Source organism: Acidovorax sp. GW101-11A03, assembly GCF_059424825.1.
In genome coordinates this window covers 25,031-41,375 of the sequence record NZ_JBWKZU010000005.1, presented here as the reverse complement: position 1 = coordinate 41,375, position 16,345 = coordinate 25,031, and the positions used below count along the sequence as shown (strand labels likewise).

At 68.0% G+C, this 16,345-nt stretch carries 15 protein-coding genes; 7 read left to right on the top strand and 8 right to left on the bottom strand.

What is annotated here, in order from left to right; all coding sequences use genetic code 11:
- Window positions 1-18 precede the first annotated feature (18 nt).
- Window positions 19-1,107, top strand: coding sequence for a hypothetical protein (locus AC07Z7_RS03960; RefSeq protein WP_494765381.1), 1,089 nt, complete (start codon window positions 19-21; stop codon window positions 1,105-1,107).
- 123 nt (window positions 1,108-1,230) lie between these two features.
- Here the strand turns inward: AC07Z7_RS03960 and AC07Z7_RS03955 are convergent, their stop codons facing one another.
- From AC07Z7_RS03955 to AC07Z7_RS03930, 6 genes are all read right to left on the bottom strand, one after another.
- Window positions 1,231-2,118 carry a DMT family transporter gene (locus AC07Z7_RS03955; protein ID WP_252660264.1) on the bottom strand — a complete coding sequence of 296 codons (888 nt, stop codon included), beginning with the start codon at window positions 2,116-2,118 and terminating at the stop codon, window positions 1,231-1,233.
- A gap of 78 nt (window positions 2,119-2,196) precedes the next feature.
- Complete coding sequence (locus tag AC07Z7_RS03950) at window positions 2,197-3,486, bottom strand: DcaP family trimeric outer membrane transporter (RefSeq protein ID WP_494765380.1); 1,290 nt, start codon at window positions 3,484-3,486, stop codon at window positions 2,197-2,199.
- Window positions 3,487-3,542: 56 nt separating this feature from the next.
- A complete protein-coding gene (locus AC07Z7_RS03945; RefSeq protein WP_494765442.1) occupies window positions 3,543-4,289 on the bottom strand; it encodes an amino acid ABC transporter ATP-binding protein in 747 nt (248 codons plus the stop codon).
- Window positions 4,289-5,071, bottom strand: coding sequence for an amino acid ABC transporter permease (locus AC07Z7_RS03940; RefSeq protein WP_063460968.1), 783 nt, complete (start codon window positions 5,069-5,071; stop codon window positions 4,289-4,291). The genes AC07Z7_RS03945 and AC07Z7_RS03940 overlap by 1 nt, the downstream gene beginning before the upstream one ends.
- 24 nt (window positions 5,072-5,095) lie before the next feature.
- Window positions 5,096-5,857 (bottom strand): ABC transporter substrate-binding protein, encoded by a 762-nt coding sequence (locus AC07Z7_RS03935; RefSeq protein WP_094290159.1) that lies wholly within the window; start codon window positions 5,855-5,857, stop codon window positions 5,096-5,098.
- Window positions 5,858-6,107: 250 nt separating this feature from the next.
- Window positions 6,108-6,866, bottom strand: coding sequence for a sulfite exporter TauE/SafE family protein (locus tag AC07Z7_RS03930; protein WP_494765379.1), 759 nt, complete (start codon window positions 6,864-6,866; stop codon window positions 6,108-6,110).
- Window positions 6,867-7,229: 363 nt separating this feature from the next.
- Here AC07Z7_RS03930 and AC07Z7_RS03925 point away from each other — a divergent pair, with 363 nt between their 5' ends.
- Both AC07Z7_RS03925 and AC07Z7_RS03920 read left to right on the top strand, forming a co-directional pair.
- Window positions 7,230-8,603 (top strand): ammonium transporter, encoded by a 1,374-nt coding sequence (locus tag AC07Z7_RS03925; RefSeq protein ID WP_494765378.1) that lies wholly within the window; start codon window positions 7,230-7,232, stop codon window positions 8,601-8,603.
- Window positions 8,604-8,645: 42 nt separating this feature from the next.
- Window positions 8,646-8,984, top strand: a complete 339-nt coding sequence (locus AC07Z7_RS03920) for a hypothetical protein (protein WP_494765377.1) — start codon at window positions 8,646-8,648, stop codon at window positions 8,982-8,984.
- 25 nt (window positions 8,985-9,009) lie between these two features.
- On the opposite strand, the gene AC07Z7_RS03915 is transcribed toward AC07Z7_RS03920, so the two are convergent.
- A complete protein-coding gene (locus AC07Z7_RS03915; RefSeq protein WP_494765376.1) occupies window positions 9,010-10,698 on the bottom strand; it encodes a GMC family oxidoreductase in 1,689 nt (562 codons plus the stop codon).
- 287 nt (window positions 10,699-10,985) lie between these two features.
- On the opposite strand from AC07Z7_RS03915, the gene AC07Z7_RS03910 reads away from it, so the two are divergent.
- The 4 genes from AC07Z7_RS03910 to AC07Z7_RS03895 all read left to right on the top strand — a co-directional run bounded on the left by AC07Z7_RS03910 (window position 10,986) and on the right by AC07Z7_RS03895 (window position 14,850).
- The gene (locus AC07Z7_RS03910) at window positions 10,986-12,110 is read left to right on the top strand and encodes an MlaE family ABC transporter permease (protein ID WP_252660274.1); all 1,125 of its coding nucleotides are present in this window, start codon (window positions 10,986-10,988) and stop codon (window positions 12,108-12,110) included.
- Between the two features lie 2 nt (window positions 12,111-12,112).
- A complete protein-coding gene (locus tag AC07Z7_RS03905; protein ID WP_494765375.1) occupies window positions 12,113-12,973 on the top strand; it encodes an ABC transporter ATP-binding protein in 861 nt (286 codons plus the stop codon).
- The gene (locus AC07Z7_RS03900; protein WP_494765374.1) at window positions 12,973-13,935 is read left to right on the top strand and encodes an MlaD family protein; all 963 of its coding nucleotides are present in this window, start codon (window positions 12,973-12,975) and stop codon (window positions 13,933-13,935) included. Before AC07Z7_RS03905 ends, AC07Z7_RS03900 begins: the two co-directional genes overlap by 1 nt.
- Before the next feature lie 240 nt (window positions 13,936-14,175).
- Window positions 14,176-14,850 carry an ABC-type transport auxiliary lipoprotein family protein gene (locus tag AC07Z7_RS03895; RefSeq protein ID WP_494765373.1) on the top strand — a complete coding sequence of 225 codons (675 nt, stop codon included), beginning with the start codon at window positions 14,176-14,178 and terminating at the stop codon, window positions 14,848-14,850.
- A gap of 9 nt (window positions 14,851-14,859) precedes the next feature.
- On the opposite strand, the gene AC07Z7_RS03890 is transcribed toward AC07Z7_RS03895, so the two are convergent.
- A complete protein-coding gene (locus tag AC07Z7_RS03890) occupies window positions 14,860-16,254 on the bottom strand; it encodes an NAD(P)/FAD-dependent oxidoreductase (protein ID WP_494765372.1) in 1,395 nt (464 codons plus the stop codon).
- Between the last annotated feature and the right edge of the window lie 91 nt (window positions 16,255-16,345).

The following is a 16,345-nucleotide window of genomic DNA, read 5'->3' as shown; positions in this document are numbered from 1 at the left end:
GCACCGGAGACAAGCACCATGCAACGCCAACGCCGCCGGGCCCTGGGGGCCCTTCCTGTTCTGTTGCTCACGGCGTGTGGAGGCGGCGGTGGTGGCGATGCCCCGGCCAGCCCTGCTCCCGCGCCGTCCCCCGCTCCGGCGCCATCCCCATCACCGCCGCCCCTGCCCCCACCACCGCCCGGCAGCGTGGCCTATGGCAACCTATCGCGCGCCAGCCTGGGGCCCGGTGCGGCGCTCAATGGCGCCATCCCCTTCCCGGCCGACAACCCCTGGAACACCGACATCAGCGGCGCCGATGTGGACCCGGCCTCCGACCGCCTCATCGCCAGCATCGGTGCTGACAAGGGCCTGTACCGCGACTTTGGCTCCGGCCTGTGGGAGGGCGCACCCATCGGCATTCCCTACCAGGTGGTCTCGGGCCAGCAGGCGCGGGTGGCCATCGAGTACCAGGCTTACGGCGACGAAAGCGACCCCGGCCCGTTCCCCATCCCGCTCGACGCGCCCGTGGAAGGTGCGCCGGGGCAGAACGGCGACCGCCATGTGCTGGTGATCGACCGCGACAACCAGCGGCTCTATGAATTGGGGCGCGCCTTTGCACGCGGCGACCGCTGGTTGGCCGATGTGGGCGCCGTGTTCCACCTCGACAACAACGCCGTGCGGCCCACCGCCAGGCCTGGCTGGACCAGCGCCGACGCCGCCGGGCTGCCCATCTTTCCCGGTCTGGTGCGGTACGACGAGGCATCGCAGGGCGCGGGTGGCATCCGCCATGCGCTGCGCTTCACGGCGGCGCGCACACGCCGCGCGTTTGTGCCCCCGGCCACGCACTATGCGTCGTCCAACACCGACCCCAACCTGCCGCCCATGGGCATGCGCGTGCGCCTGAAGGCGGCCTACGCCGTTCCCGCCAGCTTCAGCGCCGAGGCCCAGGCCATCCTGGCGGCGCTCAAGACCTACGGCATGTTCCTGGCCGACAACGGCTCGGACTGGTTCCTCAGCGGCGCCCCCGATGCACGCTGGAACAACGACCGCCTGCGCGCCGAGCTGGCCTCGGTCAAGGGGCGCGACCTGGAGGTGGTGAAGATGGTGGGGCTGGTCACGCAGGTATAGCGCCGCGCCCCGCGCCGCATGGGGCATGTGTCCGTACTGTAAGCGGTGATATTGCTATCATTTAGATAGCTGCAAAGGCATAATGGTCGCGCGGAAAAGCCTGTTTTTCCTTGAAACTCCGGATCAAGCGGGCTGTGCCCGTGCCGACGGCGGGATCTGGCTGAACACCAGCGCCGCCACGATCAGCGCCGCGCCCGCCAGGCCCGCCCAGCCCAGCCGCTCGCCCAGCAGCGCCCAGGCCGTGAGTGCGGCAAACACCGGCTCCAGCCCGAACACGATGGCGCTGCGCATGGCGTCCACGCGCTGCTGGCCCCAGGCCTGCAGCGTGACCACCACCACACTGGCCAGCAGGCCCAGGTAGAGCAGCGCCACCCAGGCATCGGTGGGCAGGTGGGCGGTGGCCGGCAGCCAGCCCATGCCCCCGTCGCGGCCCAGCAGCAGCAGGGTGGATGCCACCGCCATCACCAGGGCCTGCGCCGCCGCCATGCGCGTGGCGCGCAGGGGGCGCGCGACCGTGCGGCGCGCGCATTCCTCCAGCGCCAGGATGTAGAGCGCATAGAACACGGTGCTGGCCAGCGTCAGCGTGTCGCCCAGGTTCCAGGGCTCGTTCTCGTGGAACATCAGGGTCATGCCCAGCAGGGCCATCCCGCAGGCCGCCCACAACCGCCAGCCGTAGCGGCGGCCCATGGCGGCCATGGCAATCAGCGGCACCACCAGCACGTTGAGGCCTGTCACAAACGCGTTGCGGTTGCTGCTGGTGCGCGCCAGCCCCTCGATCTGCAGCCAGAACGCCAGGAACAGCAGCGCGCCCAGGGCGCAGCCCCACAGGCGCTCATGGCGCCACATGCCCCACCACAGTGGCGCCAGCACCGCCAGCGCAATCACAAACCGCAGCCAGATGATCTGCAGCGCATCAAGCTGGGTGGACAGCAGCTTCATGGCCGGGAAGGTGGTGCCCCACACCACGGTCACGGCCAGCAGGGCCATCAGGCCAAAACGTTCGGGTTTCATCGACAGGCAAAGAGGCAATGCAGTAAACAAAAAAGGCTGGCCGGTTGCCCGGCCAGCCTGCTTCAACGGGGCGAAGGCTTAGTTGAAGAGATAACGGGCCTGCAGATTCAGGCGCAGCATGTCGCCCTGCTGGCCGTCGAACGTGGTGCGGCGGCCACCGATCAACTCGCCGCCCAGTTCCACGTTCTTGATCGGCAGGTAGTACATGCCGGCATGCCATTGGTAGAGTTTGTGGTTGCCTTCGGCGCCATAGGCGTTCACGTAGGCGTCGCCCAGGTGGTTGCGCGAGCGAACCAGGCCCAGCGATACGGTGCCGCGCAGCTTTTCGCTGAACACGTTGGACAGGCCCAGCACCAGGCCGTGCGACTTGTCCAGGCGCACCGTGCCGCCGTCCAGCACCGGGTAGTTGGTGCCCACCAGGTAGGCGCCGTCGCCATCACCGTCCAGGCGCGTGTACTGCGCCATCAGTGTGGTGGTGCCGGTGATCTTGTAGCCCGCGCCCAGGCCAAAGCCGGTGCCGCGCTTGGACACGCCCGAGACGCGTTGCTCGTGCGACAGCAGGCGGGCGTTCACGTTGCCCCAGTCATAGGCCTTGTCCACGCGGGCCACCAGGTTGGGGCTGCGTGCGCCGTCGGTGGGCTCTTCCACGGCGAACTGGAACTTGGCCGAGCTGGGGTTGTTGTAGGTGTAGCGGATCTGCGTGGGGCGGCGGAACGTGGCGCCGGGCGGGCCGTTGAAGTCCACGGTCTCAGGCAGGTTGTCCGTGTCCATGAAGGTGGACCAGGTCTGGCCGATCAGCCAGCCCGCGTATTCGCCGTAGGCATGGCGCAGGCGCAGGCGGTTGCGGTTGCACTCGGCGCCGCAGTAGGCATAAAAGTCGGCTTCGATCTTGGTGTTGAAGGTGCCCACGGCGGTGGGCGTGGAGGTCTCGAAACCAAAGCGCGAGGTCTGCGCGGTCAGGCTGGTCTTGCCGCTCTTGGAGCTGCCCAGGGGCTGCTCCATCAGGTTGGTGAAGGTGTCGCCCGGGGCGGTGCCCTTGAAGTCCTTGACCATGTTGGCTTCGGCAAAGCCATAGATGCGGATCGAGGTTTCGCTGCCCGGCAGGCGGAAGCTGCCAGGGATGTCGCCCAGCACCACAGCGTCCTTCTGCTTGAGTTCCACCGCTTCGATGCGGTCGTTCCAGCCCGATGCCGACGCGGCGGGCGCTGCAACCGGTGCCTGGGCCTTGAGCGCGTTCAGCTCGGCGCGCAGGGCCTTCAGCTCATTGCGCATGTCTTCGAAATCCTTGGCGGTCTGGGCAAAGGCTGCGGGTGGCAGGCTGCACAGGCCGGCGGCCATCAGGGCGAGGAACGTGTGGTTCAGTTTCATGGTCACTCCGGTAGGGGTTGTTGGCTTTTGTTATTCGGTGCGCATGGACCTGGATCTCAGGCCCCCATGCGGCCGATGAAGGCGCGGATGCGGTCGTTGGCGGGGTTGTTGAAGAACTCGGCAGGGGGGGCGTCGTGCGCGATGCGGCCTTGGTCGAAGAACATCACGCGGTCGGACACCTCGCGCGCAAAACCCATTTCGTGCGTCACCACGATCATGGTCATGCCGCCGCGGGCCAGCTCGCGCATCACGTCCAGCACCTCCTGCACCATTTCGGGGTCCAGGGCCGAGGTGGGTTCGTCAAACAGCATCACCTTGGGCGCCATGGCCAGCGCGCGTGCAATGGCAACCCGCTGCTGCTGGCCGCCCGAGAGCTGCCAGGGGTACTTGTGGGCGTGGTCCTGCATGCCCACGCGGCGCAGCAGCGCCATGGCCTGCTCGTTGGCCTGTGCGCGCTGCGTGTGGCGGATGCGGCGCGGCGCCAGGGTCACGTTGTCCAGCACGCTCATGTGGCCGAACAGGTTGAACTGCTGGAACACCATGCCGACCTCGCTGCGCTGCTTTTGCAGCAGGTGATGGTCGTCGCCCACCGGCTCGCCGCCGATGGTGATGGTGCCGCTGTCGTGGGGCTCCAGCCGGTTGATGGCGCGCAGCAAGGTGCTCTTGCCCGAGCCCGAGGCGCCGATGATCACGGTCACTTCGCCGGTGTTGAAGGTGGTCGAGACGTCCTTGAGCACCTGGTGGGCGCCGAACGACTTGCAGACCCGGTCCACGACGATGAAAGGAGTGGCTTGGCCCGTCATCATTTGTTGCGGCCTTCCACGTCGAAGCGGTATTCCACCGCGTTCGAGATCTGCGTGACCAGCGTGGTCAGCAGCAGGTAGGTGATGGCCACGGTGGAGAGCGTGGCAATGGGCTGGAAGGTGGCCGACTGGATGCGGTTGCCCACGTTGGTCAGCTCCACCACGCCAATCGCGTAGGCCAGCGACGAGTCCTTGAGCAGCGCCACAAAGTTGCTCACCAGCGGCGGCAGCGAGATCTTGAACGCCTGGGGGAACACCACGTCAAAAAAGACATGCATGCGCCCGAGGCCCAGGGCCTTGGCGGCCTCAGTCTGGCCACGCGGCACGGCCAGCAGCCCGGCGCGGATGGCCTCGGCGTTGTAGGCGCCCACGTTCAGGCCCAGGGCCAGCACGGCGGCGGCAAAGTCGGGCAAATTCAGACCCGGCACCAGCACCGGCAGCGCGAAGTACACAAACAGGATCTGCACCAGGAGGGGCGTGCCCCGGATGACCCAGATGTAGAAGCTGGCTGCCCAGCGCACCACCGCCCAGCGTGCGGTGCGGGCCAGGGCCGCGCCGGTGCCCAGCACCAGGCCGACGCTGCCGCTGATCAGCGTGAGCCACAGCGTGGTGCGCGCGCCGTCAGAAAAAGCCTGGGCGTTGGAGCCAATGGGCTCGGGCAGGAAGGAGAGCAGCTGGCCCAGCAGCGCCAGCGCCAGCACCATCAGGATGACGGCGGAGACCAGCGTGGCGTTGCTGCGCTGCTGGCGGGACCAGCGCTGCGGCCAAAAGGCAGTGAGCATGAAGAAATATCCCGGGCGTGCCGCTTACTGGCAGCGCACGTCTTCGTTGAAATATTTCTTGGACAGTGCGGCGTAGCTGCCATCGGCCATGACTTCGGCCAGGGCCTTGTTCCAGCCAGCGGCCAGCGAGCTGTTGCCCTTGGCCACGGCGGCGGCGATGCGTTCGATGAACAGCATGTCGCCCAGCTTGAAGCCCGCGCCGGGGTTCTTCTCGGCCACGGCCTTGGCCACAAAGCGGTCGGTCACCCAGGCGTCCACGCGGCGCGAGTTCAGGGCGCTGCGGGCGTCCACGTCGGTGGGGAAGTTCTTCATTTCCTTGATGGACGAGACCTTCTGCACGTTCTCGAGGTAGCTGGTGCCGGTCTGCACGGCCACGATCTTGCCGGCCAGGTCCTTGGCGCCCTTGATGGCGGGGTCCATGGCGATGATCATGCCGCCCGAGCAGTAGTGGGGCTCGGTGAAGGTCACGGCCTTGGCGCGCTCTTCGGTGATGCCGTGCGAGGCGATCACCAAGTCCCAGCGGTCCTGGCGCAGGCCGGTCAGCAGGGCGTCGAAGCCCAGCGTCTTCCACTGGATGGTCAGGCCCATCTTCTTGGCCACGAGTTCGGCCACTTCCACTTCAAAGCCGGTCAGCGTGGTGCCGTTGAAGAAATTGAACGGGGCGAACTGCCCTTCGGTGGCGATGAGGATCTTGCCGTCCTTCTTCACCTCGTCCAGTGTCCGGGCCTGGGCGGCGAATGCGGCGCAAAGCGCGAGGGCGGTGGCGACAGCCTTGAACAATTTCATGGGATGGGTCCTGTACGGGGTATTTCAGGTACAAAAAATCCGGCATGCGGGTAAGCAGGCCGGAGGCTCGGGGAACAAGAGCAGGGTCATCGCCAATGGCGAAGCCTGCCGTCATCAAATGGACACGATTATAAAGATGCGAATTTTTTCCTTGACACTGCGGACAACCCCCAGCGGGCGCTTGTGTGCCTATTCACAACAGGTTTAGACGGGGCTCCCAAACTTTCAGGAGCAGTTTTCGGGCCCGGTGTCAGCGCAAGAACGCGTCGTAGCCCGTCTTCAGGATCAGCGTGCTCACCACCAGGATGAAGATGCCGCGCACAAAGCCCGTGCCATGCTTGAGCGCCATGTGTGTGCCCAGCAGGCTGCCCACCACGTTGGCCGCGGCCAGCGTCACGGCAAAGTGCCACCACACGTGGCCCTTCGCCGCAAACAGCACGATGGCGGCGATGTTGGTGGCGCAGTTGAGCAGCTTGGCCGAGGCCGAGGCGTTCAGGAAGTCGTAGCCCAGCAGCCGCACGAACAGGAACACGAAGAAGCTGCCGGTGCCCGGGCCGAAGAAGCCGTCATAAAACCCGATGAGCACGCCGATCAGGCCCGCCACCAGCACCTCGGTGCGACCGGCAAAACGCGGGGTGTGGTGCCGCCCCAGTTCCTTTTTGGCCAGGGTGTAGACCAGCACGGCCAGCAGCACCAGGGGCAGCAGCTTGCGCAGGAAGTCGGCCGAGATCACCGTGACGGCCCAGGCGCCCGCAAACGACCCTACAAAACCGGCCGCCGCTGCGGGCAGCATGGCCTGCCAGCGGATCTGCACCCGGCGGCTGTACTGCCAGGTGGCCATGGCCGTGCCCCACACCGACGCCGCCTTGTTGGTGCCCAGCAGGGTGGCCGGTGGCGCCCCAGGAAACGCTGCAAACAGCGCGGGCACCATCACCAGGCCACCACCCCCCACGATCGCATCCACAAAGCCTGCGAGCAGCGAGGCCAGGGTCATCAGAATCCATTCCATGGCTCTATTTTCCCACCTGGAGTGCTATCAATTCAGGACTGAGCGGACGTGCGGGGCACCCAGATCACTTTTCGGGCGGGCAAGAAAAAGGCGCTGGGATCGCCAGCGCCTGGAAAGTGTTGCACCTCGTTGGGTGCTTTGAATTTGGTTGTTGGTAGAAAGTGTGTCTCCTCGGGCCCCTCGCTTGGCACACCGAAGCGCGCTTTCGAGTGCCGTGACTGTAACGGCTGCACCCTGCTGGTGCATTGGGGGTTTCCCGCCCCCCTTTGTTGGGCGTGCGGCCGGGCTGTGGTCCGGAATCGGGCGGCATCGGTTGGCATGGCTCGTGCAACGCGCTGTAACAAATTGCGAAAGGGAGCCTTCATGCGGGGAGTCTTGCACCGGTTCGTGGCGGTAGTTGGGTTGTGCCTGGGGCTGTATGCCAGCGCGCTGGCGCAGAGCCCGCCTGAGGCGGTTGCCGGTGGCGCGGCCCCGGCAGCGGCAGTAGTGGCGCTTACGCGGCCATCCCTGGTCGCGCAGGACACCGTGAATGCCGCCCACACCGGCTGGATGATGACCTCCACCGCGCTGGTGCTCCTCATGACTCTGCCGGGCATTGCGCTGTTCTACGCAGGCATGGTGCGCAAGAAGAACGTGCTCAACACCATGGCCAGCGTGGTGGCGATTGCGGCACTGGTCAGCCTGCTGTGGTTTGCGGCGGGGTACTCCCTCGCCTTCACGCCCGGCAATGCCTGGCTGGGGGGCTGGGAACGCGCGGGCTTTGCAGGGCTGGACTTTGACCTGGCGGGCGGCAAGCTTGCCGTGAGCCATGTGGCGCCCCACATCCCTGAGTCGGTGTACGCCATGTTTCAGCTCACGTTTGCCATCATCACTGCCGCGCTGCTGGTGGGGGCGCTGGTGGAGCGCATGCGGTTTTCGGCCATGCTGGTTTTCATCGGCCTGTGGACCCTGGTGGTCTACGCCCCGGTGGCGCACTGGGTGTGGGAGCCCGGTGGCTGGCTGGCGCAGATGGGCGCGCTCGACTTCGCGGGCGGCTCGGTGGTGCACGTGAACGCGGGCGTGGCCGGGCTGGTGTGTGCGTGGTTCCTGGGCCGCCGCACAGGCTACGGCCGTGAGCCCTTCGAGCCCTACAGCCTGGGGCTCACCATGGCGGGCGCGGGCCTGTTGTGGGTGGGCTGGTTTGGGTTCAATGCGGGCTCGGCCGTGGCGGCCGACGGCCGCGCCGGGCTGGCCATGGCGGTGACGCACCTGGCCGCAGCGGCTGGAGCGCTGGCGTGGATGCTGGGTGAGTGGGTGGTGCGTGGACGCCCGTCGCTGCTGGGGCTGTGCTCTGGCCTGGTGGCGGGGCTGGTGGCCATCACACCCGCCGCCGGTTTTGTCACGCTGCGCTCGGCCGTCGTGATTGGCCTCGTGGCCGGGCTGGCCTGCTACTGGGGCGCCACGGGGCTCAAGCGGCTGCTGCGGGTGGACGACTCGCTCGACGTGTTTGGCGTGCATGGCATTGGCGGCATCGTGGGCTCGCTGCTCACGGGTGTGCTCGCCAGCCGCACGGTGGGTGGTGTGCCGGGCAGCCTGCTCACCCAGGCCATCGGCGTGGGCGCCGTGATGGCCTACAGCCTGGTGGTGACGGCCGCGCTGCTGTGGCTGGTCAACTTTGCGATGGGCCTGCGGGTGGACGAACAGAGCGAGCAGACCGGGCTCGACATCGCCCAGCACCGCGAACACTTAGGGAACTGACCACCGCGCCCTGGATGACTGAAATGCCGTAAGGAGCCGAACATGCCCGATCCCGACAAGCTTGCCATTGCCGCCCATCTGCACGTGCTGCTGCGCCGCAAGACCGGGCGCGTGACCGACACCGAATGGATGGCGGCGAACGCCGAGTACGCGCTGGAGATCGTGCGCTTCGCGCGTCTGCGTGCGCAGGAGGACAACGCGCCCGAACTCGCCGAGTGGGCCGACCGGCTCGATCATGCCGTGCACCAGGCGCCGGCGCCCACGGCGCGCACGCCTTTGCTGGACGTGGCCACACAGGCGGTGCGCCAGCGCATGGCACCACCACCTCTGCCGGCCCCACCGCCGCCCGAAGTGCCGCGCTACGTGGGTGGTATCCGCTGACCGGGCTGGCAGGACTCCTTGAGCGTCATGCTCTCCGCGCCGCGATGAGCCACTCCGCCGCCTTCTCCGCCATCATCAGCGTGGGCGAGTTGGTGTTGCCGCTGGTGATGGTGGGCATGGCGCCTGCATCCACCACGCGCAGGCCGGCCACCACGCCGCCGCGCCCATCGCGCACGCGCAGTTGCGCATCCAGCACGGCCATCGGGTCGCCGTCGCGGCCCATCTTGGTGGTGCCGACGGGGTGGAAGATGGTGGTGGCAATGTCGCCCGCCAGGCGTGCCAGGTCTTCGTCGCTTTCAAACTGCACGCCGGGCTTCCACTCTTGCGGCTGGTACTTGGCCAGCGCGGGCTGGGCCACGATGCGGCGCGTCACACGCAAGCTGTCGGCCGCCACCTGGCGGTCTTCGGGCGTGCTGAGGTAGTTGGGCGCAATGGCGGGGGCGGCCTTGAAGTCGGCGCTCTTGATGTTCACCGTGCCCCGGCTGGTGGGGTTGAGGTTGCACACGCTGGCCGTGAAGGCCGGGAAGCTGTGCAGCGGCTCGCCAAACGCATCCAGCGACAGCGGCTGCACGTGGTATTCGATGTTGGGATAGGGCTGATCAGGGCTGCTGCGGGTGAACGCGCCCAGCTGCGAGGGCGCCATGCTCATGGGCCCGCTGCGCTTGAGGGCGTATTCGAGCCCGATCTTGGCCTTGCCCACCAGCGAGTTGGCCATGGTGTTGAGCGTCTGCACGCCCTGCACCTTGAACACCGCACGGATCTGCAGGTGGTCCTGCAGGTTGGCGCCCACACCGGGCAAGTCCACCTTCACCTCCACGCCGTGCTGGCGCAGCAATGCGGCGGGTCCGATGCCCGACAGCTGCAGCAGCTGGGGCGAGTTGACCGCGCCCGCGCTCAGGATCACCTCGCCCGTGGCGCGGGCGGTGACCATCTCCTGGCCGTCCCACACCAGCACACCGGTGCAGCGCTGGCTGCCGTCGGGCTGGGTTTCGAGTATGAGCTTGGAGGCCTGTGCACTGGTCCACATCTCGAAGTTGGGGCGGCCATAGCAGGTGGGCCGCAAAAAGGCCTTGGCGGTGTTCCAGCGCCAGCCGCTCTTCTGGTTGACCTCGAAGTAGCCCACGCCTTCGTTGCTGCCGCTGTTGAAGTCGTCGGTGGCGGGGATGCCGGCCTGCTGCGCGGCGTGGGCAAAGGCGTCGAGCACGTCCCAGCGCAGGCGCTGTTTTTCCACCCGCCACTCGCCGGTGCTGCCGGTGGCCTTGTTGCCGTGCAGGCGTTTGAAATTTTCGTTCACACCCCCGGGCTGGTCCAGGCGCCAGTGGTCTTCGTGGCGGCGGAAGTAGGGCAGGGCGTTGTCCCAGCGCCAGCTGGCGTCGCCGGTCAGCTCGGCCCACTGGTCGTAGTCGCGCGCCTGGCCGCGCATGTAGATCATGCCGTTGATGCTGCTGCAGCCGCCCAGCGTCTTGCCGCGCGGGTAGCGCAGGGTGCGGCCGTTCAGGCCCGCGTCGGGTTCGGTGTTGTAGAGCCAGTCGGTGCGCGGGTTGCCGATGCAGTACAGGTAGCCCACGGGGATGTGGATCCAGTGGTAGTCGTCCTTGCGGCCCGCCTCGATCAGCAGCACGCGGTGGCGGCCGTCGGCGCTCAGGCGGTTGGCGAGCAGGGCACCGGCCGTGCCCCCGCCGATGATGATGGTGTCAAACGTGGTGTCGCTCATGGGTGAAGGGGCGGGCAATGAGGGGGTTGTAACGGTGGGCCATTGTGCGGATCGCCCAAGCCCTGTCGATAGGGTGTGTGCGGGTTGCTACATATTTGGTAGCTGTTGGGGTTTGCTGGTAGCGCGCTGGGCCCTGTTTTGATAATAATTACATGCCATCGGGGCTGGCCTGTGCTTGGCGCCCGCTTGCCCGGTGGGGCGGGCAGGGTGGGGTCCGCTACCATGCACCCTCTTCCTTGCTGCTTCTTGACTGTCACCTACCTCTGGCTGCTTGCGCAGCCCGGCCCATGACCGACCACACCCCCCGCATTGTTCGCACCGAGACGCCCCAGGGGCCATGTGCGCAGCTGCGCGGGCGCTGGGGCGCGGCCGAGCTGGGTTCCGAGTCGCAGTGGGAGGCCGTGTCCGAGCAGTTGCGCGGCTGCCCGGCAGAGCCTGCCCTGGGCTGGGACTTGCGGGAGCTGCAGTGGCTGGACCATGTGGGCGCGCAGCTGCTGTGGAACCACTGGCAGCATGCCTGGCCCGCGCAGCTGGCCTGCACCGAGGGCCAGCGCACCATGCTGTCGCGCGTGGCGCAGTTCACCTGCATGGCCCCCCCGCCCGAGCCCTGGCGCCTGGGCGACCAGATTGACCACCTGGGCGTGCTGGTGCTGCATGGCGTTGACCATGCCCGCCACCTGCTGGAGATGGTGGGCCAGCTGGTGCTGGACCTCGTGCGCCTGGCGCGCGCCCCGCGCAAGGGGCCGTGGCGCGATGTGTCCGGCCACCTGTACCGCATGGGCGCCACGGCGCTGCCCATCACGGCGCTGGTGGGTTTTTTGATCGGTGTGGTGCTGGCCTACCTCATGAGCCTGCAGCTGCGGCAGTTTGGCGCCGAGTCCTTCATCGTCAACATCCTGGGCATTTCCCTGATCCGCGAGCTGGGCCCGATGCTCGCTGCCATCCTGGTGGCAGGGCGTTCGGGCTCGGCCATCACGGCGCAGATCGGCGTGATGCGCGTGACCGAAGAGCTGGACGCCATGCGCGTGATGGGCATCCCGCATGGTTTCCGGCTGGTGATGCCACGCACGCTGGCGCTGGCGCTGGCCATGCCGCTCATCAGCGTGTGGACCACGCTGGCCGCGCTGGCCGGGGGGATGCTCGCGGCCGACCTGGCCATGGACATCTCGCCCGCGTACTTTGTGCAGGCGCTGCCTGCCGCAGTGAAGATCGGCAACCTCGGGCTGGCCATGGCCAAGTCGGTGGTGTTTGGGGCGTTCATCGCCCTCATCGGCTGCCACTGGGGCCTGCGCGTCAAGCCCAATACACAAAGCCTGGGCGAGGGCACGACGGCCTCGGTGGTGTCGTCCATCACCATGGTGATCATCGTGGACGCACTGTTTGCGGTCGCCTTCAAAAACATTGGTATCTGATGATGACGGCCCGTACCGCGCTTCCCGAGCACATCCCCGTCGCCGCGCACGAGCCGCCCATTGTGGACGTGCGTGGCCTGTGGTCGCAGTTTGGCAAGGGCAGCGAAACCTTCACCGTGCACCAGGACCTGAACTTCAGCGTGCAGCGTGGAGAGATGCTGTCGCTGGTGGGGGGCTCGGGCACGGGCAAGACGGTGCTGCTGCGCCAGATCCTGGGCCTGGCCCGGCCTGCGCGCGGCAGCGTCACGGTGCTGGGCCGCCCCGCGTCGGAGATGGGGCGCGAGGGCGCGGCCAGCCGGGTGGGCATGCTGTTCCAGCATGGCGCGCTGTTCTCTGCCTTCAACGTGCTCGACAACGTGGCCTTTGCGCTGCGCGAGCAGGGCACCTTGCCCGATGAGCTGGTGCGCGATGCCGCCCTGGTCAAGCTGCAGATGGTCGGCCTCAAGCCCGAGCACGCCACGCGCATGCCGGCCGACCTGTCGGGCGGCATGGTCAAGCGCGTGTCGCTGGCGCGCGCGCTCATCATGGACCCGCCGCTGCTGTTGCTCGACGAGCCCACGGCGGGGCTCGACCCGAGCAGCTCCGACGATTTCTGTGCCCTGCTGCGCGAGCTGCGCGCGGCATTGGGGCTGACGGTGGTGATGGTCACGCACGACCTGGATACGCTGTTTGCGCTCAGCACCCGCGTGGCCGTGCTGGCCGATAAAAAGGTCATCGTCACCGGCCCGCCCCACGAGGTGGCGCATTTCAGGCACCCGTTCATCGAACATTTCTTCCTGGGCGAACGTGGCCAGCGTGCCATGGCCCCGGTGCAACCCGTGGAGCCCGCCGTCGCGCCCACGCCCGCAAAGGACCCCCGCTGATGGAAAACAAATCCCACGCCCTCGCTGCAGGCATCTTTGTGCTGGTGGTGGCCGCCATGCTGGCGGGCCTGGCCGTCTGGCTCACCCGCGACAACGCCAACTACGAGCTGTACGAACTCTCCACCCGCGACGGCGTGAGCGGCCTGCAGCCCCAGGCCGCCGTGCGCTACAAAGGCGTGGCCGTGGGCAAGGTCACCCGCATCGGCTTTGACCCGCAGGTCACCGGCAATGTGCTGATCCGCATCGCCGTGAACGAGCAGGCGCCCATCAGCCCCACCACCTTTGCGGTGCTGGGCTACCAGGGCGTCACGGGGCTGGCCCATGTCCTGCTCGACGACGCCGAAAAGCCCTACCCCGAACTGCCCCCTGGCCCCAGCGGCCTGCCGCGCCTGCCACTCAAGCCCTCGCCCTTTGGCAAGCTGGCCGAGCAGGCCCCCGCCATCCTCACCCAGGTGGAAGAGGCCACGCGCCGCATCAACCAGCTGCTGGGTGATGGCAACCAGCAAAAACTCACGGAGGCGCTGTCGAACATTGGCCAGGCTGCGGGCAGCGTCAACACCCTGACTCAGCGGCTGGATGTCACTGTGACCCAGCGCCTGGACCCGGCCCTGGCCGCGCTGCCGCCTCTGGCCAGCGAAGCGCGCCAGACCCTGCAGTCACTGCAGCAGGCGGGCGCCGGGGTGTCGGCCCTGGCGGCAGATCTGGGCAAGACCACCCAGCGCCTCAACGCCGAAGGCGGCGCCATTGACCAGATCACCCTCGGTACTCAGTCACTGGCCCGCGCGGCCGACCAGTTCAGCAACACCACGCTGCCCCGCGTGAACCGAGCCGCCGACGACACCTCGCGCGCCGCCCGCCAGCTGGGGCGCGCGGCCGGGGGCATCACTGACAACCCGCAGCTGTTCATCTACGGCTCGGGCCGTGTCCCGCCCGGCCCGGGCGAGGCCGGGTTTGCGCCTTGAGATGAAGCACCCCCTGGGTCGCCTGCGGCGCCTCCGTGCAGCCACCAGAGGAGGCAGCCCTTCGGGGCCGTCCAAGCCTGCGCAGGCAGGCTTGGAGCCGCGGCCCTCAGCCCCTTTCCTTCGGGAGGGGGACGCACCCGGTGGCCTGGCGAAGCCAGTTCCACGGGTGCACTGGGATGTGCCGCGCCCGTTGCGCGCGATGACGGCTAGGCAGGCGTGGCATGGGTCACTGAGAAATGGATGGGTACTATGAAAAAAATAGCTAAACGGTCATATGCAGCAAGCGCAAGCGGCATTTTTTGCTTGATTCTGGCGGGCTGCTCGGCCCTGCCCGCCCCACCCGCGCGCCCGGCGCTGTACGACTTTGGCCCCGGCGCCGTGGCCCCGGCGCCCACCGACCGCCGTGCGCCCTTGCCGCCGCTGGCCCTGGCCGACGTGGAGGCCACCGGCCTGCCCGAGGGCAGCAACGCCGTGCTCTACCGCCTGGCCTATGCCGACGGCCAGCAGCTGCGCCCCTACAGCCAGGCCCGCTGGAGCCAGCCGCCCGCCCAGCTGGTGCAGCAGCGCCTGCGCGAACAGCTGGGCCAGCGCCGCGCCATCCTGAAAGCCGACGACGGCGCCGCCCAGGCCCGCGACCCGGCCCAGGGCGGCAAGCTGCCGCTGGTGCTGCGCGTGGAGCTGGAGGAATTCAGCCACCTGTTCACCCGCCCCACCGAGAGCAGCGGCGTGGTGCGCCTGCGCGCCACCGTGGTCGAACTGACCCCGGCAGGCGAATCCCTGCGCGGCCAGCGCGTGTTCATCGCCCAGCAGCCCGCACGCTCTGCGGATGCGGCGGGTGGTGTGGCGGCACTGGCCGAGGCCTCGGGCCGTGTGGCGCAGGAGCTGGCGGAGTGGGTGGAGCAGGTGGGGCGGTAGGTCGGGGGCTCAGCCGGGCGGCTTTGCCGAAGAGGGGGCGGGAGGCTGGTGCGGTCCCCCCTCGATCTCCGTCACCACCCGTGCATAGCGCGCAAAGCTCCAGTACGCCCAGGCCCAGTCTAGCAGCACCACCAGGCGGTTGCGAAAGCCGATGAGGAAATACACGTGCGCAAACAGCCAGAACAGCCAGGCAAAGTAGCCTGAAAACCGCACCGGCCCGGCGGGCGAGGTGAGGTCCACCACGGCCGAGTTGCGGCCGATGGTGGCCAGGTTGCCGTAGTCGCGGTAACGAAACGGCTGGGTGGGCTGCCCGGCCAGTCGGCGCAGGATGTTGGCGGCCGTTGCGCGGCCCATCTGCTTGGCGCCGGGCGACACGCCGGGCACGGGGGTGGGTTCGTGGCCGGGCCTGTGGCTTTTGGCAGCAGCCAGGTCGCCGATCACGCTGATCTCGGGGTGGCCGGGCAGGGCCAGATCGGGCTCAACCACCACGCGGCCTGCGCGGTCGGTGGTGGCGTCGGTGGCCTCGGCCAGGTGGCGGCCCAAGGGGGAGGCGGCCACACCCGCGGCCCAGACGATGCATTTGCTATTTATTTGATAGCTATTGGGGCTTGATGATTGAGCGGGAGAGGCCGATTCGACCCTCAAACCCTGCGCGTCGATGGCCGTGACGCGGGCGTTCAGGCGAACGTCCACGCCCAGTTTCTCGAGCTGTTCCTTGGCGCGCTGGCTCAGAGCCTCGGGCATGGCCTGCAGCACACGGGCGCTGCCTTCGAGCAGGATGATTTTTGCGCTGGCCGGATCGATGTGGCGGAACTCGCCGGGCAGCGTGTGGCGCGCGATCTCGGCCAAGGTGCCCGCCATCTCCACGCCCGTGGGGCCTGCGCCCACGACCACAAAGTTGAGCCAGTCGGCGCGGCGCGCCGGGTCGGGCTCTTTCTCGGCGGCTTCGAAGGCCAGCAGCACGCGGCGGCGGATCTCGAACGCGTCGTCCAGGGTCTTGAGGCCGGGGGCATAGGCCGCCCAGTCGTCGCGGCCGAAGTAGCTGTGGGTGGCGCCTGCGGCGACGATGAGGTGGTCGTAGGGGAGGTGGCTTCCGTCGGTGAGGTACACGTCGCGCCGGGCCACATCGATGCATGTGACCTCGCCCAGCAAGGTGGTCACATTGGACTGGCGGCGAAACAGGTGGCGGATGGGCGCCGCAATCGCCGGGGCCGACAGCCCGGCCGTGGCCACCTGGTAGAGCAGGGGCTGGAAAAGGTGGTGGTTGGTCTTGTCCACCAGGGTCACGTCCACCGCCGCACCCTGCAGTGCCCGGGCCGCTTCGAGGCCGCCAAAGCCGCAGCCGATGATGACGATGCGGGGGCGTTGCGGGGTGTGTTCGCTGGGGGCGGAGGGCGTTGTCATGCTGCCATTATTGGGGCTGCCGCGCCTGCTCCGCCGCAGAGGTGGGGTTCGGGGCGGTGGGGAGGCAGGGCACGCTGCTGCGTGCCCTGTG